At 40.9% G+C, this 26041-nt stretch carries 16 protein-coding genes; 13 read left to right on the top strand and 3 right to left on the bottom strand.

Annotated features, from left to right (window positions below; translation table 11 throughout):
• Nucleotides 1-95 precede the first annotated feature (95 nt).
• Nucleotides 96-1991: a DUF2207 domain-containing protein gene (locus NYE79_RS08650; RefSeq protein WP_084922120.1), complete on the top strand. Its 1896-nt coding sequence runs from the start codon at nt 96-98 to the stop codon at nt 1989-1991.
• A gap of 59 nt (nt 1992-2050) precedes the next feature.
• The gene (locus NYE79_RS08645) at nt 2051-2896 is read left to right on the top strand and encodes an undecaprenyl-diphosphate phosphatase (protein WP_216728562.1); all 846 of its coding nucleotides are present in this window, start codon (nt 2051-2053) and stop codon (nt 2894-2896) included.
• 34 nt (nt 2897-2930) lie between these two features.
• Here NYE79_RS08645 and dinB read toward each other — a convergent pair whose 3' ends face one another.
• On the bottom strand, nt 2931-3992 hold the full coding sequence (gene dinB / locus NYE79_RS08640; protein ID WP_070657691.1) for a DNA polymerase IV: 1062 nt from the start codon (nt 3990-3992) through the stop codon (nt 2931-2933).
• A 232-nt stretch (nt 3993-4224) separates the two neighbouring features.
• Between dinB and pflB the strand changes: the two genes are divergently transcribed.
• The 3 genes from pflB to NYE79_RS08625 all read left to right on the top strand — a co-directional run bounded on the left by pflB (nt 4225) and on the right by NYE79_RS08625 (nt 13475).
• Complete coding sequence (gene pflB / locus NYE79_RS08635) at nt 4225-6540, top strand: formate C-acetyltransferase (protein WP_000260621.1); 2316 nt, start codon at nt 4225-4227, stop codon at nt 6538-6540.
• Nucleotides 6541-6860: 320 nt separating this feature from the next.
• Nucleotides 6861-10916: an FctA domain-containing protein gene (locus NYE79_RS08630; RefSeq protein ID WP_339293687.1), complete on the top strand. Its 4056-nt coding sequence runs from the start codon at nt 6861-6863 to the stop codon at nt 10914-10916.
• Between the two features lie 453 nt (nt 10917-11369).
• Nucleotides 11370-13475 (top strand): ATP-dependent Clp protease ATP-binding subunit, encoded by a 2106-nt coding sequence (locus NYE79_RS08625; protein ID WP_339293686.1) that lies wholly within the window; start codon nt 11370-11372, stop codon nt 13473-13475.
• A 59-nt stretch (nt 13476-13534) separates the two neighbouring features.
• Here the strand turns inward: NYE79_RS08625 and NYE79_RS08620 are convergent, their stop codons facing one another.
• Complete coding sequence (locus NYE79_RS08620; RefSeq protein WP_000032556.1) at nt 13535-14017, bottom strand: S-ribosylhomocysteine lyase; 483 nt, start codon at nt 14015-14017, stop codon at nt 13535-13537.
• Between the two features lie 295 nt (nt 14018-14312).
• Between NYE79_RS08620 and NYE79_RS08615 the strand changes: the two genes are divergently transcribed.
• The 5 genes from NYE79_RS08615 to NYE79_RS08595 are packed head-to-tail and all read left to right on the top strand — an operon-like array spanning nt 14313 to nt 18241.
• On the top strand, nt 14313-15020 hold the full coding sequence (locus NYE79_RS08615; RefSeq protein ID WP_215804333.1) for an ATP-binding cassette domain-containing protein: 708 nt from the start codon (nt 14313-14315) through the stop codon (nt 15018-15020).
• Between the two features lies 1 nt (nt 15021).
• Nucleotides 15022-15810 (top strand): lantibiotic ABC transporter permease, encoded by a 789-nt coding sequence (locus NYE79_RS08610; protein ID WP_216728560.1) that lies wholly within the window; start codon nt 15022-15024, stop codon nt 15808-15810.
• A complete protein-coding gene (locus NYE79_RS08605; protein WP_084856623.1) occupies nt 15810-16532 on the top strand; it encodes an ABC transporter permease in 723 nt (240 codons plus the stop codon). Before NYE79_RS08610 ends, NYE79_RS08605 begins: the two co-directional genes overlap by 1 nt.
• 12 nt (nt 16533-16544) lie before the next feature.
• Nucleotides 16545-17243 (top strand): response regulator transcription factor, encoded by a 699-nt coding sequence (locus NYE79_RS08600; RefSeq protein ID WP_084856625.1) that lies wholly within the window; start codon nt 16545-16547, stop codon nt 17241-17243.
• Nucleotides 17210-18241, top strand: coding sequence for a HAMP domain-containing sensor histidine kinase (locus NYE79_RS08595; protein WP_095726269.1), 1032 nt, complete (start codon nt 17210-17212; stop codon nt 18239-18241). Before NYE79_RS08600 ends, NYE79_RS08595 begins: the two co-directional genes overlap by 34 nt.
• 133 nt (nt 18242-18374) lie before the next feature.
• On the opposite strand, the gene NYE79_RS08590 is transcribed toward NYE79_RS08595, so the two are convergent.
• Complete coding sequence (locus NYE79_RS08590; RefSeq protein ID WP_216728559.1) at nt 18375-19859, bottom strand: DUF1846 domain-containing protein; 1485 nt, start codon at nt 19857-19859, stop codon at nt 18375-18377.
• 152 nt (nt 19860-20011) lie between these two features.
• On the opposite strand from NYE79_RS08590, the gene NYE79_RS08585 reads away from it, so the two are divergent.
• The 3 genes from NYE79_RS08585 to NYE79_RS08575 all read left to right on the top strand — a co-directional run bounded on the left by NYE79_RS08585 (nt 20012) and on the right by NYE79_RS08575 (nt 25868).
• Nucleotides 20012-21622 (top strand): alpha-glucosidase, encoded by a 1611-nt coding sequence (locus NYE79_RS08585; protein WP_001156794.1) that lies wholly within the window; start codon nt 20012-20014, stop codon nt 21620-21622.
• A 169-nt stretch (nt 21623-21791) separates the two neighbouring features.
• Nucleotides 21792-23759, top strand: coding sequence for a peptide ABC transporter substrate-binding protein (locus NYE79_RS08580; RefSeq protein ID WP_053091386.1), 1968 nt, complete (start codon nt 21792-21794; stop codon nt 23757-23759).
• Nucleotides 23760-23906: 147 nt separating this feature from the next.
• The gene (locus NYE79_RS08575) at nt 23907-25868 is read left to right on the top strand and encodes a peptide ABC transporter substrate-binding protein (RefSeq protein WP_216728558.1); all 1962 of its coding nucleotides are present in this window, start codon (nt 23907-23909) and stop codon (nt 25866-25868) included.
• The last annotated feature ends 173 nt before the right edge of the window (nt 25869-26041 follow it).

The raw sequence follows: 26041 nt of genomic DNA, 5'->3' as shown, positions 1-26041 counted from the left end.
TCTATTGTATCTAAAAATAGCGAGATTTTCAATACAAGTAAGCCTTTACTTATAAAAAATGATATAATGGTAAAAAGATTGAAAGGGAACCGATTATGAAAAAAAGATGGCTGTTGGCTTTGGTATTTACTTATTTATTATTTATACCGAACCTGGTTTTTGCAGTAGACTTTGATATCTTATCCTATCAGGGTGATTTGAATATTCATGCAGATAATACTGCAATTTTTAAGGAAACAATTACCTACCGCTTTGGAGATGATTATAATGGTCAGTTAGTTGGACTCGGGAAAGCTGGGAAAATGCCAGAAGGATTTGATATTGATCCCGATCCGACCGTTCAGGTTTCTAAAAATGGAAGAATTGTTCAAAATGCTTCCTTCTATACCATGGAGGAAGAGGACGGCTACAAGGTAAAAATTTACAATGCTGGATATGCTGGAGATACTGTTCGTGTAACGGTTACCTGGAAACTAACAAACCTTCTCTTCTTATATAAGGATATCGCAGAGCTAAATTGGCAACCCTTGACCGATAGTACTGGAGACATCAAAGAGATTGAGTTTAAGGTTAGCTCTGATACTCCAGCAGAGAAACTCTATTTTCATGCAGGCCAACTCCTAAGGGACTCTAGTGTTGAAAAAGCAAATAATCTCTATCATGTCAAAATGAAAGACCTTCCTAGAAAGCGACAGATCGAATTACACGCATACTGGCCGAGAAGTGCTTTTGCAGGAGCTCCAGATCAAGGATTAGAGGAAGAACGTTTAACGGATTTTAACCGGATTGAAAGCAATATAGCGACAGAAAAAGCGCAAAGTGAGATAATGATGAAATGGGTATTTCCCGTCATTTTTATGAGTCTCTTACTTCTAGTTCCTCTCTTCTATAGGAAGTTTTGTCAGAGTACAAGCATTAAAAAGGTCTTTCCAAAAGATCATCGACTCTACGAACCACCGATGGATTTGCCTCCAATGGTTTTAGCAGAAGCTGTGTATTCAACTTCCTTAGAGGAAGTCAATCCCCTAAACAAATCAGGGTTTGGTAAATTTACTTTTGAACGTTTGATTCAGGCAACCTTGTTGGATTTAGTCGATCGAGGTCATTTATCTATTTTTCAAAGGGATGAGGAACCTTATGTGCGCATTATCAGTGAAAAGGGTTTGTCCAATTTTGAGAAGGAATGCCTGCGCATGACTTTGTCAAATAAGAAAGAATTGGCTATTTCAGAGCTCTTCCCTGATTACCAAGTTTCATCTTCCCTTTACCGTGGTGCCAAAGAGTCAGATGAAAAACATATCCGAGAAACAGGCTCGCGTCTCAAACGCTCCTTTGAAGGAAGACTTCAACGCATTCAGTCTTGTGTAAAGGATAAGGTCCATGTACTTCGTATCCCAAGCTACTATCGTCCCTTGACAAGTGAGGAACGTCGCCTTGCTCTCGGGATGCGAGTTTGTTCAGCCATAACAGCTCTAGGTGGACTGCTATTCTTTTACTATAGCTGGCAAACACATGGTTTCTTTTCGATCCCATTTCTACTCTTAGGATTGACAGGATTAGGGGCTAGTTTCTGGGTTTACCTTGCCACGCGAGGAGCTTATCGCGATGGAGTTCTAACAGAGGAAGGAGCGGAGATCTTCTATCTCTGGACGAGTTTTGAAAATATGCTTCGGGACATCGCTCATCTGGATCAGGCCGAGCTAGAGAGCATCGTCCTTTGGAACCGTCTACTGGTCTATGCGACTCTCTTTGGTTATGCCAAGAAGGTGAGCAAGTTAATGAAAGTCCGTCATATTCAGCTTGAAAATCCAGATTTGAATCTTTATGTAGCCTATGGTTGGCACTCACAGTTCTACACCTCAACTGCACAAATCAAGCAATATACTGCTGTCGCAAATACAGCTAGCAATTACTCTGTATCTTCTGGAAGTGGTTCTTCAGGTGGAGGATTCTCAGGAGGCGGTGGCGGTGGTAGCATCGGCGCCTTCTAAAAAATCTATCGCAACATCCGAAATTATGCTATAATAGAGGACAGAAAAAGGAGTAATGTATGTATTTTATTGAAATTTTGAAGTCAATCTTTTTTGGGATTGTTGAAGGAATTACAGAATGGTTGCCCATTTCAAGTACTGGACATTTGATCTTGGTAGAAGAATTTGTACAATACAAGGACCAAAATGAAGCCTTCATGTCCATGTTTAATGTTGTCATCCAGCTTGGTGCCATTTTAGCAGTTATGGTCATTTACTTTAACAAGCTTAACCCTTTCAAACATGGTAAAACTAAGGTCGAAGTTCGTAGAACTTGGCAATTGTGGTCAAAAGTCTTCGTTGCGACTTTACCTTTGCTATTGGTTTTTAAACTAGATGATTGGTTTGATGCCAACTTCCATAACATGGTTTCAGTTGCGATTATGTTGATTATCTATGGTGTTGCCTTTATCTACCTTGAAAAACGAAATAAGGCGCAAGCCATTGAACCAACAGTAACAGAGCTTGACAAGTTGCCTTATAAAACAGCCCTTTACATTGGGCTCTTCCAAGTCCTCGCCCTCTTCCCGGGAACGAGCCGTTCAGGTGCGACTATCGTTGGTGGTTTGTTGAATGGAACAAGCCGCTCAGTCGTAACAGAGTTTACCTTCTATCTCGGAATTCCTGTTATGTTCGGAGCCAGTGCTTTAAAGATTTTCAAATTTATCAAAGCAGGTCAACTTTTGAGTTTTGGTCAACTATTCTTACTTCTTGTAGCCATGGGTGTTGCCTTTGGAGTCAGCATGGTTGCTATTCGTTTCTTGACCAGCTATGTGAAGAAACACGACTTTACACTCTTTGGGAAATACCGTATCGTACTCGGTAGTGTCTTGTTGCTCTATAGTTTTGTGCGTTTGTTTGTATAAGAAAAAAGCTTGAGGGAATTTTCCTTCAAGCTTTTTAAAATCCTGTCACTGTAATTCCTAGTAAACGGATACCTTTTTCTTTGTCAGCTAGTTCTTCGTAGAGTTGAAGGGCAGTTTGAGAAATCTGACTAGTGTCCTGTGTTGCTTGTGGGAGGCTTTTTCGTCTAGTCAGAGTGGAAAAGTCAGCATATCGTATTTTTAGGATAATGATTTTTCCAGCTTTGTCCTGCTTGCTGAGATTGTGAGCTACCTTTTCGGAGAGAAGAGTCAGCTCTTTTTTAATGTCTTCTTCTACTTGTAGGATCTTTCCGTAGGTTTTTTCCTTGCCAATGGACTTACGAATGCGATCGGACTTGACCGGTGAGTTATGAATGCCCCTTGCCTTTCGATAAAGCTCATAACCGAGTCTGCCGAACCGATCGATTAAAGTGACTTCTGAGACATCCAATAAGTCTGCACCAGTATAAATGCCCATTTCATGAAGGCGTTCAACTGTTTTTTTGCCCACGCCATGAAATTTAGCAATGTCCATTTGTTTGAGGAAGTCTTGGGCTTGATCTGGGAGAATCACTGTCAAACCATGTGGTTTTTGATAGTCACTAGCCATTTTAGCTAAGAATTTGTTATAGGAAACACCTGCAGAAGCAGTCAGGTGTAGCTCCTGCCAGATATCTTGTTGGATGAGGCGGGCTATTTTGACTGCAGACTTGATACCGAGTTTATTTTCCGTCACATCTAAGTATGCCTCGTCGATACTCATAGGTTCAATCAAATCAGTGTAGCGTTTAAAAATAGCACGAATCTCAAGTCCCACAGTCTTATACTTTTCATAATTTCCAGAGATAAAGACAGCTTGGGGACAGCGCTCATAAGCTTCTTTAGAGCTCATGGCTGAATGAACACCAAAAGCTCGTGCCTCATAGCTACAGGTAGAAACGACACCACGCCCACCTGTTTGTCTGGGATCGCTTCCGATAATGACAGGTTTGCCCTTTAACTTGGGATTATCTCTTATTTCCACCGCAGCAAAAAAGGCATCCATGTCGATATGGATGATTTTTCTGGACAGATCATTTATCAATGGAAATATGAGCATTCCAATCCCTTTCTAGTGTCATTTTCTATTTATTATACCCTTTTTTCTGAAAAAATGGGAAAGTTCAACCTGACTTTCAAAAATATAATACAGATAAGAACAAAAAAGAGACTGTATTATAAAAGAAAGCGTCTAAAATGCCGATTTTCTCTTGTTGAAATCGGTTACTGTATGGTATACTTGTCTCAAGAATGTAACAGATGACTGTTACTAGAAAAAAGAGGACATTAACATGGTTGTTAAGACAGTTGTTGAAGCACAAGATATTTTTGATAAAGCTTGGGAAGGCTTCAAAGGCGTAGATTGGAAAGAAAAAGCAAGTATTTCTCGCTTCGTTCAAGCTAACTACACACCTTACGATGGAGATGAAAGTTTCCTTGCTGGACCAACAGAACGTTCACTTCACATCAAAAAAATCGTAGAAGAAACAAAAGCACACTACGAAGAAACTCGTTTCCCAATGGACACTCGTCCAACATCTATTGCTGATATTCCTGCTGGATTTATCGACAAAGAAAACGAAGTGATTTTTGGTATCCAAAACGATGAACTCTTCAAATTGAACTTCATGCCAAAAGGTGGTATCCGTATGGCTGAAACTACTTTGAAAGAAAATGGATACGAACCAGATCCAGCTGTTCACGAAATCTTCACTAAATACGTAACAACAGTTAACGACGGTATCTTCCGTGCCTATACTTCAAATATCCGTCGCGCTCGTCACGCTCACACTGTAACTGGTCTTCCAGATGCCTACTCACGTGGACGTATCATCGGTGTTTACGCACGTCTTGCTCTTTACGGTGCAGACTACTTGATGCAAGAAAAAGTAAACGACTGGAATGCGATCAAAGAAATTGATGAAGAAACAATCCGTCTTCGTGAAGAAGTAAACCTTCAATACCAAGCATTGCAACAAGTTGTTCGCTTGGGTGACCTTTACGGAGTTGATGTCCGCAAACCAGCGATGAACACGAAAGAAGCAATCCAATGGGTTAACATCGCCTTCATGGCTGTCTGCCGTGTTATCAACGGTGCTGCAACATCTCTAGGACGTGTGCCAATCGTATTGGATATCTTTGCAGAACGTGACCTTGCTCGCGGTACATTTACTGAATCAGAAATCCAAGAGTTCGTTGATGATTTCGTTATGAAACTTCGTACAGTTAAATTTGCTCGTACAAAAGCTTATGACCAATTGTACTCAGGTGACCCAACCTTCATCACAACTTCTATGGCTGGTATGGGTAACGACGGTCGTCACCGTGTTACTAAGATGGACTACCGTTTCTTGAACACTCTTGACAACATCGGTAACTCACCAGAACCAAACTTGACAGTTCTTTGGACTGACAAATTGCCTTACAACTTCCGTCGCTACTGTATGCACATGAGCCACAAACACTCTTCTATCCAATACGAAGGTGTAACAACAATGGCTAAAGACGGATACGGAGAAATGAGCTGTATCTCATGCTGTGTGTCACCACTTGACCCAGAAAACGAAGATCAACGCCACAACATCCAGTACTTCGGTGCTCGTGTAAACGTTCTTAAAGCTCTTCTTACTGGTTTGAACGGTGGTTACGACGATGTTCACAAAGACTACAAAGTATTTGACATCGATCCTATCCGTGACGAAGTTCTTGAATTTGAATCAGTTAAAGCGAACTTTGAAAAATCTCTTGACTGGTTGACTGACACTTACGTAGACGCTTTGAACATCATCCACTACATGACTGACAAGTACAACTACGAAGCTGTTCAAATGGCCTTCTTGCCAACTAAACAACGTGCTAACATGGGATTCGGTATCTGTGGATTTGCTAACACTGTTGATACATTGTCAGCGATTAAATACGCTACTGTTAAACCAATCCGTGACGAAAATGGCTACATCTATGATTACGAAACAATCGGTGAATACCCACGTTGGGGTGAAGATGACCCACGTTCAAACGAATTGGCAGAATGGTTGATCGAAGCTTATACAACTCGTCTACGTAGCCACAAACTATACAAAGACGCAGAAGCTACTGTATCACTTTTGACAATCACATCTAACGTTGCTTACTCTAAACAAACTGGTAACTCACCAGTCCACAAAGGTGTATACCTCAACGAAGATGGTTCTGTGAACTTGTCTAAACTTGAATTCTTCTCACCAGGTGCGAACCCATCTAACAAAGCTAAAGGTGGATGGTTGCAAAACTTGAACTCACTTGCTAGCCTTGACTTTGGTTACGCAGCTGACGGTATCTCATTGACAACTCAAGTTTCTCCACGTGCTCTTGGTAAGACTCGTGACGAGCAAGTTGATAACTTGGTAACAATCCTTGATGGTTACTTCGAAAACGGTGGACAACACGTTAACTTGAACGTTATGGACTTGAACGATGTTTACGAAAAGATTATGTCAGGTGAAGACGTTATCGTACGTATCTCTGGATACTGTGTAAACACTAAATACCTCACTCCAGAACAAAAAACTGAATTGACACAACGTGTCTTCCACGAAGTTCTTTCAATGGATGACGCATTGAGCTAAGATTCAATTAGAATGAAAAGAAAGCCAGTCAAAATGACTGGCTTTTTACTATAATATCAAAGATTGGCCTAATTGTAGATATAATATATATTAAGCTATTTATATCAGTTTACCGATATAAATAGTTCAAAATTGAATGGCTAGGTTATAGAATGGTGCAAATACGTGTATTTTTAAGTTAATATACTTGAATAGATTGTATTGAAATGTTATAATATATCAGATAAACTCTAGTTAGTGATAGGGGTTGTCAAAATGGTATGATGTAATCTCTTAGGGAGATTAGAAATAAAAATTTCATATAGAAAAGAGGAGAAGAAATGTCGAAAAGCAAAGCGTTAAATATGCTTTCTAAATTTTCTGCGTTAGCTTTTGCTATTTTAGGCCTAGCATCTGTTTTGATAGGCATTGTTAAAGCAGATAATCCTGTTTCAAAAGAATTGACACAAGTCATTACAGGTATTGATCTGTTAGATGCTTCAGATACTAAGCAAAATGTGAGTTCAGAAGGAGATTTCTCGCTTCGTACGAATTTAGCATATAAGCTTCGCGTGACTTTTGATCTCAAACAGTATAATGAACATCTGAATAATGGAGATTATTTTACCTTTGATATACCTGCTCCTATGGCAGTTTATGAAGGGAGTCAGGATTTAATTGATCCGACAACAAAAGTTACTATTGGAGAAGCAGAAGTGACTTCAAATGGTACTGATCAAGGTGGGAAAGCAAAAATCACCTTAAAAAACTTGGATAAATATCTAGAGAAAACTGGTGGAGATAAGGTAAAGGATGTGTCAGGGAATTTTTCTGTTACTTTTAGATTCTTAAAGGATCAGAATAAAACCCGTATTAACTTTAATTCATCCTCATTGAAGCAAGAAGTGACTCACATTTATTCCTCAAAAACAATCGATGGTCCCAAAGTTGGTACTGAAAATTATGCTAAAATTGGGGGTCGTGCTGCCCTTGAAAGTTGGAACTCTCCAAAACTGGCTGAGATTGGTTCGGTTAGCAAGGGAGATGCATGGTCTACCTGGCGTGTACGTGTAAATACAGAGAAACAAGACTTAGGACAAAATATTGTATTACATGATACTATACCAAATGATGATACTAGTTACACTCCTGCACAGTATATTCCTGAGACTCTAAAAGTGTATAAGGCAAATATCACTGTTGGGACTTCTGCCGTTCCAGATGATGCAGTTTTGTTAACTGAGGGACAAGACTATACCGTTTCGTGGAACGAAAACTATACTTCATTTGATATCATTTTTAAAGATGGAACGACCTCTTATATAGTCTCTTATAACACAACAACTCCTAATGATGGAAGTAAAGTAGGAAATAGGGTTGCTCTGTCATTGGCTGACGGGACTAAATTAGCACAGAATACAAGTCGTCCGGGAGCACTTGATATGACAGCTGAGGCGACGTCTTTGATTTCTGGAACGATTGTAGCATCTACTGCTTACCAAATTAAGATTCATAAGACTGATGCCTTCACTCTTGCTCCGGTTTCGGGTGCGGTATATACTGTGACAGCAGCAGATGATGCAAGTGAAACAACAGAAGTGACTACGAATGAAAAAGGAGTAGCGCTTACGAAAACTTATGATCAGAAATGGGAAGGTAAAACGTTTAAGATCAAAGAGAAGACTGCCCCAGCAGGTTATAAACTAGATGAAAAAGAGTATACAGTTAAACTCGGTGCTGCGGGTTCTACTATTCATCTTAAAGATGAACCTGTTCCAGCTGTATTCAATGTGACGGCTAAGAAAGTAGTAGAAGGACGTACAGATAAACTTCCAAAAGCGGATGAGTTTACCTTTAACCTATTTTCTGCAGAGAACTTGAAGGACCCTGTAGCCACAGCAAAATCAAAAGCTGATGGAACTATTACCTTTGAGAATCTCCAAGTAAAAGGTGCGGGAACTTATCACTACATCATCAAAGAGGACACTTCAACAGCAGTTGCAGGCGTTACATTTGATACAGAAGCCAAGGAAGTTACTGTAGCAGCAACTTTCCAAAGTGGAGTTTTAACAGCAACTGTCACATCTGCAGAACCAACTTTCACTAACACTTATAAAGTAACTCCAGCTAAAGAAACTATCACAGCTAAGAAAGTCTTGAACGGTAAAGAACTTGAAGCTGATAAATACGAATTCGAACTTAAAAAAGGTGAAGAAGTCGTTGCGACAGCTAAAAACGCTGCAGACGGCACCGTTACTTTCAAAGAAATTGAGTTCGAAACAGCAGGTGATTACACTTACACTATCACTGAAAAAGCAGGTAGTGAAAAAGGTGTGACATACGATACTGTTAAACACGAAGTTAAGGTAAAAGTTACAGATAACGGCCAAGGTCAACTTGTTGCAACTGTTACAGGTAACAACCCAACCTTCACCAACACCTATAAAGCAGCTAAAACAAGTGCAACGATCACAGCTACTAAAGTCTTGGATGGTAAAGCCCTCGAAGCTGATAAATACGAATTCGAGCTTAAAGAAGGTGACAAAGTCGTTGCGACAGCTAAAAACGCTGCAGACGGTACTGTTACTTTCAAAGAAATCGAATACAATGAAGCAGGCGACCACACTTACACTATCTCAGAAAAAGCAGGTAGTGAAAAAGGTGTGACATACGATACTGCTAAACACGAAGTTAAGGTAAACGTTACAGATAACGGTCAAGGACAACTTGAGGCAGCTGTTACAGGTAACAACCCAACCTTCACCAACACTTATAAAGCAGCTCCAGCAAAAATTGCTATTGAAGCTAAAAAAGTTTTGAATGGTAAAGAGCTGGAGATAGATGAGTTTGAGTTTGAACTGAAAGAGGGTGACAAGGTTGTTGCGACAGCAAAGAATGCTGCTGGCGGATTGATTCGTTTTTCTGAAATTAGCTATTCAACAGCAGGAGTATATAACTATACTATTACAGAAAAGGTTGGCAATAAACTTGGTGTAACTTATGATAAAACAGAACATCCAGTAACTGTAGAAGTGAAAGATAATGGCTCAGGTCAACTTGTCGCGACAGTTACAAGTGAAACACCGGTCTTCGTTAATGACTATAAAGCAGAACCAGCGCAGGCTACAATCAAAGCTAAGAAAGTCTTGAAAGGAAAAGCGCTTGAAGCTGATGCTTATACTTTCGAACTGAAAGAAGGTTCAGACCTTGTAGCTACGGCTAAGAATACTGCCTCAGGAGAAGTTGCCTTCAACGTCACTTTCTCAGCAGCAGGCGATTACGCTTACACTATTACTGAAAAAGCTGGTGACGATAAAACAATCACTTATGATCAAAATGCGTATGAAGTGTTCGTCACTGTTGCGGATGATGGTAAAGGCCAATTGGTTGCGACTGTAGAAGATGCGGATACAGAACGGGTCTTCACAAATATTTATACAGCACCAGCTCCAACAGCTACATCAGCAACACTTGAGTTTACGAAAGAATTGACTGGTCGTACTTTGGTTGATGGTGAGTTCCAATTTGAATTGTACAAAGATGGACAAAAAATTGATACAAAAACAAACCAAGGTGGAAAAGTAACATTTAATGCAATCAACTATGATGCAGAAGGTGAGTATACTTATACTGTAAAAGAAGTGAATGCTGGAGCAACTGGTATTACTTACGATACAGAAAAGACTGCAAAGGTAACAGTAACCAAAGATGCAGCAACAAATGCCTTGAAGGCAACTGTTGAATATCCAGCAGGTAATGTCTTCAAGAATAGCTTCAAAGCACCAGCGGTAGAAGCTACGATTGAAGCAACTAAGAAACTTGAAGGTAAAGAACTTGCGGCTGACGCTTATACTTTCGAATTGAAAGAGAAAGGCGCAGTTGTAGCTACAGCTAAGAATACTGTCGAAGGTAAAGTAGCCTTTGTTCGTTCATTCGAAGAAGCAGGTACTTACACTTATACCTTGGTTGAAAAAGTTGGTACTGAAGAGGGTATTGAATACGATAAGACTGAGCATACCGTAACAGTCACTGTAGTTGCGGATGATCAAGGTCTCTTGACTGCAAAGGTTTCGTATGCCGATGGTAAAGAAGTTGTATTTACAAATAAATACACTGTTCCAACGCCAACACCAGAACCAAATCCAAATCCAGCTCCAAATAATCCAGGAACAACGCCAGATCCAGCACCAACACCAGATCCAACGCCAAATAATCCAGGAACAGAACCAACTGATCCAGGACAAAAAGAGGATCCAAAACCAACACCTCCAGCTACGGAGACTAAAGGTAAAGCTGAACTTCCAAACACAGGGGAAGCAACCTCTATCCTTTCTGCGCTTGGATTTGTAGTCTTGGCATTGAGCGGATTGGTATTCTTCGTAAAACGCAAAGCTTAAGCTTTTGTAGAAGAAACATGAAACTTGGTAAGTGAGAATATTTCTTCTCTCTTAAACTTGATAGAGAAAGTCTCTAGAAAATTCGTTTTCTAGGGGCTTTTTTTGTACTTCAAAAAATTTTTTTAAAAAATAGTCAAATTTGGTCAAAAAACTATTGACTTTTACTGACTAATGTGATATAGTAGGAACATAAGGAAAATGAATTCCTTAGAAAACTTCATTTTCAATGATTCTATTTATTGAAAATGTATGATAGATACCCTAGAAAGGGGTGGGGCCTATGTTAAATCTAACAGATTTTGAAAAGAAGATGATAAAAGGCTTATTTAAGAAAGAAAAACCAGAAATTATACGTAGGGTAGCTAGTTAGCTAGTCTAAAATTTTTAAAACAAAGGTCAAAGATAGTCAATACCAGAGATCGCATATAATAAAGAATAAACGAGGTAAAGAATATGAACAACAACTTTAATAACTTTAACAACATGGATGATTTATTTAACCAATTGATGGGTGGTATGCGAGGATATAGTTCTGAAAACCGTCGCTACTTGATTAATGGACGCGAAGTGACACCTGAGGAATTTGCTCAGTATCGTGCAACTGGGAAATTACCAGGAAATGCAGAATCTGATGCGCAAATGCAACAACACGCTTCAGGTATGAAACAAGACGGTGTCCTTGCTAAACTAGGTCGCAACTTGACAGCGGAAGCTCGTGAGGGCAAGCTGGATCCTGTAATCGGACGAAACAAGGAAATTCAAGAAACATCTGAAATCCTCTCACGTCGTACGAAAAATAATCCTGTTCTAGTCGGAGATGCAGGTGTTGGTAAGACAGCCGTTGTCGAAGGTCTAGCACAAGCGATTGTGAATGGAGATGTTCCGGCTGCCATTAAGAACAAGGAAATTATTTCTATTGATATCTCAGGTCTTGAGGCTGGTACTCAATACCGTGGTAGCTTTGAAGAAAACGTTCAAAATCTAGTCAATGAAGTAAAAGAAGCAGGGAATATTATCCTCTTCTTTGATGAAATTCACCAAATTCTCGGTGCTGGTAGCACTGGTGGAGACAGTGGTTCTAAAGGGCTTGCGGACATTCTCAAGCCAGCTCTCTCTCGTGGTGAATTGACCGTTATTGGAGCGACAACTCAAGACGAATACCGTAACACCATTTTGAAAAATGCAGCTCTTGCTCGTCGTTTCAACGAAGTCAAGGTCAATGCTCCTTCAGCAGAGGATACCTTTAAAATCCTTCAAGGAATTCGTGACCTCTACCAACAACACCACAATGTCATTTTGCCAGACGAAGTCTTGAAAGCAGCAGTGGATTATTCGATTCAATACATTCCACAACGTAGCTTGCCAGATAAGGCTATCGACCTTGTCGATGTAACAGCAGCTCACTTGGCAGCTCAACATCCTGTAACAGATGTGCATGCTGTTGAACGGGAAATTGAGGCAGAAAAAGACAAGCAAGAAAAAGCAGTTGAGGCAGAAGACTTTGAAGCAGCTCTCAATGCTAAAACACGTATTGCAGAATTAGAGAAAAAAGTCGAAAACCACACAGAAGACATGAAAGTGACTGCAAGCATCAACGATGTGGCTGAGTCTGTGGAACGAATGACAGGTATTCCAGTGTCACAAATGGGAGCGTCAGACATCGAACGTTTGAAAGATATGGCTCATCGCTTGGAACACAAGGTAATTGGCCAAGATAAGGCAGTAGAAGCAGTGGCTCGTGCTATCCGTCGTAACCGCGCTGGTTTTGATGAAGGCAATCGCCCAATCGGTAGCTTCCTCTTTGTAGGTCCAACTGGGGTTGGTAAGACAGAACTTGCTAAGCAATTAGCGCTCGATATGTTTGGTACCAAGGATGCGATTATCCGCTTGGATATGTCTGAATACAGTGACCGCACAGCCGTTTCCAAATTGATCGGTACAACAGCAGGTTATGTGGGTTATGCTGACAATAGCAATACCTTGACAGAACGTGTTCGTCGCAATCCATACTCTATCATTCTATTGGATGAGATTGAAAAGGCTGATCCTCAAGTAATCACCCTTCTCCTCCAAGTATTGGATGACGGTCGTTTGACTGATGGTCAAGGCAATACAGTGAACTTCAAGAACACGGTCATTATCGCGACATCAAATGCTGGATTTGGCTATGAAGCTAACTTGACAGAAGATGCGGACAAACCAGAATTGATGGATCGTTTGAAACCATTCTTCCGTCCAGAGTTCCTTAACCGCTTTAATGCAGTCATTGAGTTCTCACACTTGAATAAGGAAGACCTTTCTAAGATTGTGGACTTGATGTTGGCGGAAGTCAACCAAACCTTGGCTAAGAAAGACATTGATTTGGAAGTCAGCCAAGCAGCTAAGGACTTTATCACAGAAGAAGGTTATGACGAAGTTATGGGTGTTCGTCCTCTCCGTCGCGTGGTTGAACAACAAATTCGTGATAAGGTAACAGATTTCCACTTGGATCATCTAGATGCCAAACATTTGGAAGCAGATATGGAAGATGGCGTTTTGGTCATTCGTGAAAAAGCCTAACTCAAGATTTTGAGAATAAAAAAAGAAGGAACTAGCTAAAAGCTGGTTCCTTTTTGTGTTTAGATGATATGGCGCTCAAAGGCATCATCTGAGATTCCTTGTTCCAGGATGAGTTTCGCCCATTCTTTAGCTGAAAAGAGGCTGTGGTCCTTGTAGTTTCCGCAAGATTCGATGGTTGTTCCAGGGACATCTTCCCAAGTAGTAGTTTCAGCGATTTCCTTGAGCGAATCTTTGATAACAGCAGCAATCTCGGCGCTAGTATGGCGTCCCCACATAATCATATGGAAACCAGTACGGCAGCCAAATGGTGAGCAGTCAATCATACCGTCAATGCGGGTACGGATGAGTTTGGCCAAGAGGTGCTCGATAGTGTGAAGGCCAGCAGTAGGGATTGAGTCTTCGTTTGGTTGTACCAAGCGAATATCAAAGTTGGAGATGACATCTCCCTTTGGACCTGTTTCTTCTCCAATCAAGCGAACATAGGGTGCTTTAACAATGGTGTGGTCAAGTTCAAAACTTTCAACAATAACTTCTTTTGACATGGTAAATCCTTTCAGTTTTCTTCTTTCATTATATCATAAAGGGTGCTGTTGATGGGGTTTGATAAATGACTTTTTGGTACTAGAATGATAATAAAGTCTCTATACATAAACCTCAGAATTATAAAGAAAGAATGGAGAGAAGAATACCTTGTGAAAGAAAAGTTTAGTTTTTCTAGTGGAACTAAGGTGACTTTTGAAAAGTGGATCAACTTTTTCTGAAATTTCTGTTTAATCTCTGAACTAATTCTGAACTAGATTGGGTATACTGGAGAAAATAAAGATAAAGGAGTTCAGTATGGAACATATTGTAAAAATTGATCGTGTTTCTAAAAAATATGGAGACAAGCAAATTTTAAAGGATATTTCTTTTACAGCTAGGAGTGGTCGCATTACGGCTTTTCTAGGACATAATGGTGCAGGAAAAAGCTCGACCTTGAGGATTCTCTTGGGCTTAGATCGGGCGACAGCGGGAACTGCGACTTTTGATGGACAAACCTATCAGTCAATGATTTATCCTCTCAAAACAGTAGGTGCAGCTTTTGACGGTATTGGAGGTCTGCCAAATAGAAAGGTTTACGACCATCTGCATATTATTGCTGCAAGTAATGCTATTCCGAAGTTTCGGATTGATGAGGTATTGGATATGACTGGGATCGCTCATAAGAAAAAGGATTTCTTATCAAGCCTGTCTCTAGGAGAGGGGCAGCGCCTGGGGTTGGCAGTAGCTTTACTAGGTGATCCCCAGTTTTTAATATTAGATGAGCCGACCAATGGACTGGATCCAAGTGGGATTAAGTGGTTTAGAAGGTTCATTCGCCAGCAGGCTGATTTTGGGAAAACCGTCCTTCTATCCTCTCATATCCTGTCTGAGGTACAAATGGTAACAGATGATGTAGTCTTGATTCATCATGGGCAAATTATCGAACAGGGGACGCTAGAAGATGTATTACAAGGAACAGATAGTTTAGAAGAGCTCTTCTTCGAATTAACAGAGGAGGTTTAAGATGAAAGAGACGATGTCTTTATTGCATTCAGAGTGGTTGAAAATCCAATCAACCAAGGCTTTCAGGGTAAGTGTGGTCTTTATGCTGTTATTGGTACCTGTTGTGTCATGGCTAGAGGGACGTCAGTATCTGTCTATCGGTTTAGATGCGACCCCTGAGACGGTTCCCGGTCTGGCAGAAGCTATTGATCCGCTTGAATATCTAGGTCTTAATGGCGCTTCTATGGGTGGTATGGTTTTAGTCATCTTAGCTGGAATTTTGGGAGCAACGGAATTTCAGTCTCATAGCTTGCGAACCAGTCTATTGGCTTGTAATAACCGCCTGAAGTTGCTTGTGGGGAAACTCATGACCTTTGCTTGCTTTTCTCTTGCCACTAGCTTTTTATCAATCTACTTTAGTTATATGGTCATGCATCTGGCTTTAGGAAAGGAAGGGCTTGATCCGATTTTGCTCAATCAGGCAGCTTGGAGTTTGATTTTGTGGAAAACCTTATCTCTAACCTTATTGGGAATCCTTTCGTTTTTGTTAGGTTTATTGGCTCGGACCATGCTAGTTCCTCTGCTTTTTCTCGTACCCCAAATCTATAATTTAGGAAACTACCTAGCTGCTCACACGAGTTGGGGAGCTTATCTGCCCCAGCCCGCAGGAGAGTTATTTGTTGCAACGCCGACTTCCCAATATGCCAACAATCCCTTGCAAGGACTCTTGATACTAAGCGTATGGTTGCTAGTTATCGGCGTCATGGCCTCTCTGCGCTTTTTGAAGACGGATTTAGGAGGACGCTACTGATGATAAAAGCTCTGCTTAAAAGTGAATGGATTAAGTTTCGTTCTTACTATCTCGTTCTTGGTGCCGCCTTTGTGGCTCTGGTAGTCGTTCCTTTTTTTCTGATGAATCTTGACTACAGTCAGACAGCAGTTGGCCAGACAAAGGCTCTGAGTGAAGCTTTGCATGCTCTCTATCTGGCGCAGCCTGTCATCGTCATCTTTACTTCCCTCTATTTTGCCCAGGAGTTTGTCAAGTCTGGGATGCGAACGAATTTTCTAACCGTATCAAATAGAAAGGCTTGGTTGGCTGGGAAATTCCTTTTTCTGGCCGTTCTGCTCTTGGTTCTCTACAGTGTCATGATAGGCAGCTGTTTCTTTGTTATGCTGGCTCGATTTGACCTAGACTTTAGCTGGCCCTTACTGGGGAAATTCCTCTATTACAGCTCTTTTGGTCTTCTCAGCAATCTTTTTCTGGCTCTTTTAGCTGCTGGCCTCGCTTTGCTCTTTCAATCTTGGGTTGTGCCGGTGTCGGTGCTATTTCCTCTCTTGATTGGTCTTAGCCGTTTATTGGCAACTTTTATCAAAGAAGCAAAGTACCTGCCCGATCTGGCTACGCTAAATCTTTTTGAGTTTGAAGGGCTTCAGCATTCAATAGATCTATCAGGGTTGGGAATACAGCTGTTCTGGCTAGCTTTGATTTGGAGCTCTGCTATATTCTTGACCTTGAAACGAGATGTTCGCTAGAGGTATGCTATAATGGAAATCATGAGACAGTATCGTATTTTGGTGGTTGATGACGACCGGAGCATTTTAAAGCTGGTGAAAAACGTCCTAGAGCTCGATGCTTATGACGTGACGACGCTTGATCGGATAGAAGAGCTAGAGCTGACGGATTTTGTAGGATATGATTTGATTCTGCTAGATGTGATGATGGCGCCTGTTAATGGTTTTGAGCTGTGTTCCTACATTCGTCCTCATCTTTCGTGTCCAATTATCTTTCTGACGGCTAAGGAGTTAGAGGCGGACAAGGTGGAAGGGCTCTTTCGCGGAGCAGATGACTATATTGTCAAACCTTTTGGGACCAAAGAATTGCTGGCGCGTGTCAGAGCTCATCTTCGGCGGGAGGAAAGACGGGAGGAGCGCTATTCCGAAATTGCTTCTTGTCAATTTTATCCAGAGCTCTATGAAGTTGCCTGTTTTGGTAAAGTCTTGAAATTTTCAGAGCGAGAGTTTAAGTTGCTACATTTACTAGCTAGCAATCCCAAGCAGACCTTTTCAGCTGAACGCCTGCATACCTTGCTTTACCCAGAAAGCTCAGAAACACAGCTTCGCTCTATCTCAGAATACGTATATCAGATTCGCCAAAAATGCAAACAAGAAGGTCTGCAAGCAATCGCAACAGTGAGAGGAGTAGGCTATAGATGGCAATTAGAACCCGAAATTTCAAAAGCCTAGTCTGGACAACTAGCTTGAAAATCGTCTTTTTTCATGTTTTGATTTTTGTGCTTATAGGCTATGAATTTACGCAAGGAAGTGATTACGTTCTTTTCACCTTGTTCTTCTGGGCAGGGAGCTTGCTGCTGATTACTTTTTATCATATTTTGAAATTGCTCCGAAAAATCGACAGGGAAATAAAAATGCTAAAGAGCGAGAAGCTTTTAGAAGAAAATCAAAGTCAGCTTTTTCGGATTGAGGAAATGCTAGAAGTTTATAGCGATTTACGGAGCAGCCACCAAGAAAATGCTCATCTTCTAGAAAGAGAGCAGCAGCATAATCAGGAGTTGATTTTACAGCTATCAGCGACATCGCACGATTTGAAGACGCCCCTAACTGTAATTAAGGGGAATGCTGAACTCTTGGAATTGGCGCAGTTAGGCCAGCCACAGGCAGACTATGCTTCTGAGATTTTGCAGGCCAGTCACAAGATGGAAGAGTATTGTGGCTCTTTGATTGATTACGCTAAGACTTTTCAGATTGATTCTAATCAGTTCATTCAGCTTTCCTTAGGGGATTTTTTGGCTTATCTACAGGATGATTGGGCACTGTTCAGCAAACAGGAAAGCTATCATTTTTATCTCCAAGAAGATTGTGATCTTAGCTTGAGATTGTCCATTCATTTGGACTATCTCAAGCGGGCTTTGCTCAATATCTTACTGAATGCGCTTGAACATGCTAATCAGGACCAAAAGGAAGTCAAGCTAACGGTATCAGTGCAGCAGGACCAGTTGGTTTTTGCTATCTGGAACAATGGCCCTGCATTTTCTGAGGAGATGCTGCTGGGAGCAGAACTGCTCTTTTACCAGAGTGACCAAAGCCGCAATTCAACTAATCCCCATCATGGTATCGGCTTAGCCTTTTCTAAGCAGGTAGCTCTCTTGCATGGTGGTCGTCTGACCCTGCTCAATCCAGACCAAGGAGGAGCCTCTGTCGAGTTGACAATTTCATTGAAATAAATGAGAATGGAAAATCATAAAAACGCATAATACCAAGTGTCCAAAAGACTTGATATTATGCGTTTGATTTTTTTATTATGTAAAGATTTACTGGATTTTTCTCTCAAATTGAGTTTTGTCCAGCCTCGTTTAATTACTTCCGATACAAGCGATCGTATTGGTAGTATGGGTCAAAGGTTACGTTGATGCCTAGCTTGCGAAGGACGTTCTTGTCTTCATCGGTCAAGATGATGGTTGAATGAGCTTCGCTTCCTTTGAGATTCCCAAGTTCTTCCATGGCACGCGCAGCATCAGGATTTTCCATAGCTGTGATTGCAAGTGCAATCAGGATTTCATTTGAGTGGAGGCGAGGATTGCGGCTACCTAGATGATTGATTTTAAGACCTTGAATTGGTTTGACGACTTCAGGCTCGATTAATTTTACTTCCTTAGCGATGTCAGCTGATTTTTTGATAGCATTGATCAAGGCAGCAGCTGTAGGACCAAAGAGTTCAGAGTTTTTACCAGTCACGATTTCCCCATTTGGCAATTCAAGGGCTAGGGCAGGGCCACCAGTTTCTTCTGCTTTTTGGCGTGCAGCGACAGCAACCTTACGGTCTGCAGGTGTGATGCCGAGGTCGTTCATGAGAAGTTCAATCTTCTTGACAGCAGTTTCTCCGACTTTTTCAGCTTTAAAATCAAGAACAGTCTGGTAGTAGCGACGGATGATTTCTTGTTTAGAAGCTTCGATAGCAGCCTCATTATCTGTAATAGCGAAACCAACCATGTTGACACCCATGTCTGTTGGAGAAGCGTATGGAGATTCACCGAGAATGCGTTCCAACATACGTTTGAGCACTGGGAAAATTTCGATATCACGGTTGTAATTGACAGTGGTTTCTCCGTAGGTTTGGAGATGGAAAGGGTCAATCATATTGACATCGTCAAGGTCTGCGGTGGCAGCCTCATAGGCCAAGTTGACTGGATGATGAAGGGGCAGGTTCCAGACTGGGAAGGTTTCAAACTTAGCGTAACCAGACTTGATGCCATTGAGTTGGTCATGGTACATATTGGACATACAAGTTGCCAATTTTCCAGAACCAGGTCCAGGAGCTGTCACGACGATCAAGTTACGACTGGTTTTGATGTAGTCGTTTTTCCCCATACCTTCTGGAGAAATGATGTGATCCATATCCGTCGGGTATCCTTTGATTGGATAATGAAGATAAGAATCAATCCCGTTTTTATCTAACTGGTTGCGGAAGGCATCTGCAGTGGGTTGTCCAGCGTATTGTGTGATGACAACCGAACCAACAAAAATTCCCAGCTCATTGAATTTGTCAATCAAACGAAGAACTTCTTGGTCATAAGAAATGCCCAAGTCACCACGTGCTTTGGAATGCTCAATGTTGCTGGCGTTAATGGCGATCACAACCTCAACTTGCTCTTTCAATTCTTGCAAGAGCTTGATTTTATTGTCAGGCTCATAACCAGGAAGGACTCGAGCAGCGTGGAAATCTTCCAACATTTTGCCACCAAACTCCAAGTAGAGCTTGCCGTCAAATTGGTTAATGCGCTCCAAAATGTGGTCGCGCTGTAGATTCAAATATTGTTCAGAACTAAAAGCTTGTTTTTTCATTTTTTTACCTCTGACCTCTATTATAATAAAAAATTGGAAGATAGGAAACTACGGAGTCAAAAAAGAAATCAAAAAGATTAGGCAAACGCTTGCACAAAGTTTTAAAAAGCGCTATCATAGACTATGGATTATTAAAATAATGAGGTAAGAAGATGCAAGAAAAATGGTGGCACAATGCCGTAGTCTATCAAGTCTATCCCAAGAGTTTTATGGACAGCAACGGAGATGGGATTGGTGATTTGCCAGGAATTACAAGTAAGTTGGACTATCTAGCTAAGTTAGGAATCACAGCGATTTGGCTTTCTCCTGTTTATGACAGTCCGATGGATGATAATGGCTATGATATTGCTGATTATCAAGCGATTGCAGCTATTTTCGGAACCATGGAGGATATGGACCAACTCATCGCAGAAGCTAAGAAGCGTGATATTCGAATTATCATGGACTTAGTGGTCAATCATACCTCGGATGAACACGCCTGGTTTGTCGAGGCTTGTGAGAATCCTGATAGCCCTGAGCGTGACTACTATATCTGGCGAGATGAGCCCAATGATTTGGAGTCTATCTTTAGTGGATCTGCTTGGGAATACGATGAAAAGTCAGGGCAATATTATCTCCACTTTTTCAGTAAGAAACAGCCTGATCTCAACTGGGAGAATGAAAAACTGCGCCAGAAAATTTATGAGATGATGAACTTCTGGATTGATAAAGGCATTGGTGGTTTCCGTATGGATGTCATTGACATGATTGGGAAAATTCCTGACGAGAAGGTAGTCAATAATGGTCCCATGCTCCATCCCTATCTCAAGGAAATGAACCAAGCCACCTTTGGAGATAAGAATCTCTTGACAGTAGGGGAAACATGGGGGGCAACGCCAGAGATTGCTAAGCTCTACTCGGATCCAAAGGGACAAGAATTGTCTATGGTCTTCCAGTTTGAGCACATCTGTCTTCAGTATCAGGAAGGGCAACCTAAGTGGCATTACCAAAAAGAGTTAAATGTAGGGAAGTTAAAAGAGATTTTCAACAAATGGCAGACAGAGCTGGGAGTTGAAGATGGCTGGAATTCCCTCTTCTGGAATAACCATGACCTCCCTCGTATCGTCTCTATCTGGGGAAATGACCAAGAATATCGCGAAAAATCTGCCAAAGCCTTTGCAATCTTGCTTCATCTTATGAGAGGGACTCCCTATATCTACCAAGGTGAGGAGATTGGGATGACCAACTATCCATTTGAAACACTGGATCAAGTAGAAGATATTGAATCCCTCAACTATGCGCGTGAAGCTCTTGAAAAAGGTGTTTCTATGGAAGAAATCATGGACAGCATCCGTGTCATTGGACGTGATAATGCCCGTACCCCGATGCAGTGGGATGAGAGCAAAAACGCTGGTTTCTCAACAGGTCAACCTTGGTTGGCAGTTAATCCAAACTACGAAAAAATCAACGTTCAAGAAGCTCTGGCAAATCCAGATTCTATTTTCTATACTTATCAAAAACTCGTTCAAATCCGTAAGGAGAACAGCTGGCTGATTCGAGCTGACTTTGAATTGCTTGATACAGCTGACAAGATCTTTGCTTATATCCGTAAGGACGGTGAGCACCGCTTCTTAGTTGTAGCTAACTTGTCCAATGAAAAACAAAACTTTTCAGTAGAAGGAAGAGTTAAGTCAATCTTGATTGAAAATACTACTGCTAAAGAAGCAGTTGAAAAACAAACCTTGGCACCATGGGATGCTTTCTGTGTGGAACTAACGGATTAAAATAAGTGAACCTCAAGCCTTTGATGCTTGGGGTTCTTTTGTTGAAAAATATATAGAAAAGTCTTTAAAAAATATTTGTTAGAATTTTCTAAAAAATCTGTCGAAAGTCCTTGCTTTTATGAAAAAATAGGGTATAATGGTGAAAACACTATCTTTAAGGAGATTACTTATGAAATCGAAAAAGTGGCTCTTAGGAGCAGGTGCTGTTTTGAGTGCAGCTCTACTGTTAACTGCTTGTGGGCAAAGTGAAAAGAAAGCGGATGCTCCCAAAACATTCTCTTATGTCTACGCTATGGATCCATCTTCTTTGGACTATAGTGTGACGAGCAAGAGCTCAACCTCTGACGTTATAGCAAACGTTGTTGATGGTCTTTTGGAAAATGACAAGTATGGGAACTTAATTCCATCACTTGCAGAAGACTGGTCTGTTTCAAAGGATGGTTTGACTTACACCTACAAACTTCGTAAGGGTGTAAAATGGTATACTTCTGATGGAGAAGAATACGCTGAAGTTAAGGCCAAAGACTTTGTTACTGGGCTTAAACATGCTGCTGACGGAAAATCAGATGGTCTTTCTTTGATTCAGGATTCTATCAAAGGTTTGGCAGAGTATGTTAGTGGTGAGAGCAATGATTTCTCTACCGTAGGAGTTAAGGCTGTTGATGATTACACGGTAGAATACACGCTCAACAAACCAGAAAGTTTCTGGAACTCTAAGGTCACAACTGCAACCATGCTTCCAGTTAATGAAGAATTTTTGAATTCTAAAGGGAGCGACTACGGTGCACCAACCCCATCAGGTATCCTATATAATGGTCCTTATTTCTTGAAATCATTGACTTCAAAATCAGTCATTGAATATGAAAAGAATCCAAACTACTGGGATAAGGACAATGTCAAGATTGACAATATTAAACTAACTTTCTACGATGGATCAGACCAAGAATCCTTGATTCGTAGCTTTACACAAGGTGCCTATACAACAGCCCGTCTCTTCCCAACAAGCTCAAACTTTGAGTCAACTAAACAAGAGTACGGCGATAAGATTGTTTACAGTCCACAAGAAGCGACAAGCTACTACCTCACTGTTAACGTAAACCGCCAATCTTATAATAAAACAGCTAAAACAGACGAAGCTCAAAAAACATCAACGAAAGAAGCTCTTCTCAACAAGAACTTCCGTCAGGCGCTGAACTTTGCCCTTGATCGTCATTCTTATACTGCTCAGTTGAATGGTGAAGAAGGTGCGAACAAGATTATCCGTAACAGCCTAGTGCCACATGACTACGTTCAAGTGGGTGAAAAAACCTTTGGAGAGTTGGCGCAGGCAGAGCTCGTTTCATATGGAGACCAGTGGAAAGATGTAGCCCTTACAGATGGCAAGGATACGATTTACAGTCCTGAAAAAGCTAAGGCAGCCTTTGCTAAAGCCAAGGAAGAATTGCAAGCCAAGGGTGTTACCTTCCCAATCCATTTGGATATCCCGGTTGAACAAACAGATGTAATCGCGGTTCAACAAACTAACTCACTCAAGCAGTCTATCGAATCATCACTTGGTACTGAAAATGTCATTGTCGATGTCCTTCAAATGACCGATAATGAGAAATTGAGCATTACATCTCAAGCCAAGGTTCCATCCCAAAAAGACTATGACTTGAACGGAACTGGTTGGGGACCAGACTATCAAGACCCAGCTACCTACCTCAACATTCTTGATGCTAAGAAGGGTTCTGCCCTTAAACACTTGGGGATTAAGCGCGGACAAGATCCAGAAGTGATGGCTCAAGTTGGACTGGACGAATACAAGAAACTCTTGGATGATGCTGCAGCTGAAACCAGCGACCTTAACAAGCGTTATGAAAAATACGCTAAAGCTCAAGCCTGGGTGTCAGACAGCTCGCTCTTAATCCCAGTTGCTTCTTCAGGTGGTTCTCCAACGGTTAGCCGTACTGTACCATTCACAAAAGCTTATTCTCAAGTTGGGATCAAGGGAGACCCGTTTGTGTTCAAAGGATTGGAGTTGCAAAATGACGTTGTGACTGCAAAAGAATACGAAGAAGCCTTCAAGAAATGGCAACAAGAAAAAATTGAGACAAATGCCAAATACCAAAAAGAACTTGAAAAACACGTCAAGTAATCTATAAAAAGAAAAGGAAGTTGCAGGAAACTGTGCTTCCTTTTTTGTTTTGAGACACCAGTTGTCATAAAAGCAGTAACTTTACATTTTTGAATAAATTTGATAAAATATGGTTATGTTATAAAAAGTGACATAAAGGAGTGAATGATGATCAAAATGAAAAAAAGACTAATCGGGACAGGTCTTGTATTAGCGACAGGGATTTTGCTCTCTGCATGTGGACAGTCCAATACAGATACTAGCACTTATTCATCAACATTTAGTGCGAATCCAACAACTTTTAACTATCTCCTAGATTATTATGCAGATAACACTGCCGTTATTACCAATCTCGTAGATGGTTTGTTAGAAAATGACAGCTATGGGAACCTCGTACCTGCTGTTGCGGAGGATTGGTCTGTTTCATCAGATGGTTTGACCTATACCTACAAGCTTAGAAAAGATGCCAAGTGGTATACGGCTGATGGTGAGGAATACGCTTCAGTTAAAGCTCAGGATTTTGTCACTGGGATCAAATATGCCGCGGACAACAAGGGTCAAGCCATGGATCTCATCCAAAACTCTATCAAGGGATTGAATGACTATGTGACAGGCGCGACCAATGACTTCACAACAGTTGGTGTGAAAGCCTTGGATGACTATACGGTTGAGTACACTTTGACTCGACCAGAGCCATACTGGAACTCAAAGACAACCAATAGTATCCTTTTCCCGGTTAACGAAGAGTTTTTGAAATCAAAGGATAAAGAATTTGGAACCTTGACGCCAAACAGCATCCTTTACAATGGACCTTACTTGTTAAAAGATTTTACATCAAAATCTTCAATCGAGTATGTGAAGAATCCACACTATTATGACCATGATAAAGTAACCATTGAAAAAGTTAAGTTAGCTTACTTTGATGGCTCTGATCAGGAGATGACCATTCGAAACTTTGAAAGTGGTGCTTACTCGATTGCAGGAGTCTATCCAAATAGTTCGAACTATGCTAAGACAAAAGAAAAATACCAAGACAATATCGTCTATAGTTTACAAGACAAGACATCTTGGTACTTTAACTTTAACGTCAACCGTAAAACCTATAATCATACCGCTAAAACAACGGATGAACAAAAGAAATCAGCTCAAACAGCTATCTTAAATAAAAATTTCCGTCAAGCTATCAACTTTGGTATTGATCGAACAGCCTACTCTGCTCAATCTAACGGTGAAGAAGCAGCGAGCAAAACCCTTCGTAATACTCTAGTTCCTCCAACATTTGTCCAGGTGGGAGATAAGACCTTTGGAGAAGTAACAGCTTCTAAGCTTGTGAACTACGGAACTGAGTGGTCAGGTATCAATTTGGCAGATGCTCAAGATGCCTACTTTAACAAGGAAAAGGCCCAAGCAAGATTTGCGGAAGCTAAAAAGGAATTGGAAGCCCAAGGCGTGACTTTCCCAATCCATTTGGATGTCCCTGTTGATCAGACGAATAAAAATGCGGTTTCTGGTATGAACTCGGTTAAACAAACCCTTGAAACAGTACTAGGTTCTGACAATATCGTCATTGATGTTCAACAGCTTTCTACAGATGACTTTGGGAATGTTGCCTTCTTAGCACCAAATCCAGCAGCTCGTGACTACGACCTAAACTTTGATGGTTGGGTTGGTGATTACCAGGATCCATCAACTTATCTAGACCCCTTCAATGCTGAAACAGGCTTCTATCTCAAGATTTTTGGTCTTGATGCCAAGGAAGACCAAGAGCTCATTAAGAGTTTGGGGCTCGATACCTATACACAACTCCTGAAAGAAGCAGATGCTGAGAATAAAGATGTCACTAAGCGTTATGAAAAATACGCTGAAGCTCAAGCTTGGATGATTGACAATTCTCTAGTTATGTCTGCTATGTCAAATGGTGGTACAGCCTCTGTAACCAAAGTAACTCCGTTTACACGTGCCTACTCCCTAGTGGGAATCAAGGGTGACGGAAATAATTATAAGTACATGAGATTACAAAAAGACCCTGTTACCAAGAAACAATTTGATGAAGCCAAGGCTAAGTGGGAAGAAGAAAGTAAAAAAGCTATCGAAAAGAGCCAAAAAGAGTTTGAAAACCACGTAAAATAAGATTACAGACAAGGTTGCCCCTGAGCGCCTTGTCTTTTTGTGCAGAATGGCATTCGGAACTTTGCTTATATTTCAGAGCAACTTAAGAGAACAAAAGCGAATGAAAACGCTGAAAATAGCAAGGATGGATGGAATTTCCATCATGATTGTGATATAATATTTATAACTATTAA

The sequence above is a fragment of the Streptococcus sp. FSL W8-0197 genome, from assembly GCF_037963785.1.
GTDB lineage: Bacteria > Bacillota > Bacilli > Lactobacillales > Streptococcaceae > Streptococcus > Streptococcus oralis_CQ.
This window is presented reverse-complemented; position numbering and strand designations above follow the sequence as displayed.

Coding starts and splice junctions, on each gene's coding strand:
- NYE79_RS08650 (WP_084922120.1), top strand. CDS start 96: ATGAAAAAAAGATGGCTGTTGGCTTTGGTATTTACTTATTTATTATTT.
- NYE79_RS08645 (WP_216728562.1), top strand. CDS start 2,051: ATGTATTTTATTGAAATTTTGAAGTCAATCTTTTTTGGGATTGTTGAA.
- dinB (WP_070657691.1), bottom strand. CDS start 3,992: ATGCTCATATTTCCATTGATAAATGATCTGTCCAGAAAAATCATCCAT.
- pflB (WP_000260621.1), top strand. CDS start 4,225: ATGGTTGTTAAGACAGTTGTTGAAGCACAAGATATTTTTGATAAAGCT.
- NYE79_RS08630 (WP_339293687.1), top strand. CDS start 6,861: ATGTCGAAAAGCAAAGCGTTAAATATGCTTTCTAAATTTTCTGCGTTA.
- NYE79_RS08625 (WP_339293686.1), top strand. CDS start 11,370: ATGAACAACAACTTTAATAACTTTAACAACATGGATGATTTATTTAAC.
- NYE79_RS08620 (WP_000032556.1), bottom strand. CDS start 14,017: ATGTCAAAAGAAGTTATTGTTGAAAGTTTTGAACTTGACCACACCATT.
- NYE79_RS08615 (WP_215804333.1), top strand. CDS start 14,313: ATGGAACATATTGTAAAAATTGATCGTGTTTCTAAAAAATATGGAGAC.
- NYE79_RS08610 (WP_216728560.1), top strand. CDS start 15,022: ATGAAAGAGACGATGTCTTTATTGCATTCAGAGTGGTTGAAAATCCAA.
- NYE79_RS08605 (WP_084856623.1), top strand. CDS start 15,810: ATGATAAAAGCTCTGCTTAAAAGTGAATGGATTAAGTTTCGTTCTTAC.
- NYE79_RS08600 (WP_084856625.1), top strand. CDS start 16,545: ATGGAAATCATGAGACAGTATCGTATTTTGGTGGTTGATGACGACCGG.
- NYE79_RS08595 (WP_095726269.1), top strand. CDS start 17,210: ATGGCAATTAGAACCCGAAATTTCAAAAGCCTAGTCTGGACAACTAGC.
- NYE79_RS08590 (WP_216728559.1), bottom strand. CDS start 19,859: ATGAAAAAACAAGCTTTTAGTTCTGAACAATATTTGAATCTACAGCGC.
- NYE79_RS08585 (WP_001156794.1), top strand. CDS start 20,012: ATGCAAGAAAAATGGTGGCACAATGCCGTAGTCTATCAAGTCTATCCC.
- NYE79_RS08580 (WP_053091386.1), top strand. CDS start 21,792: ATGAAATCGAAAAAGTGGCTCTTAGGAGCAGGTGCTGTTTTGAGTGCA.
- NYE79_RS08575 (WP_216728558.1), top strand. CDS start 23,907: ATGATCAAAATGAAAAAAAGACTAATCGGGACAGGTCTTGTATTAGCG.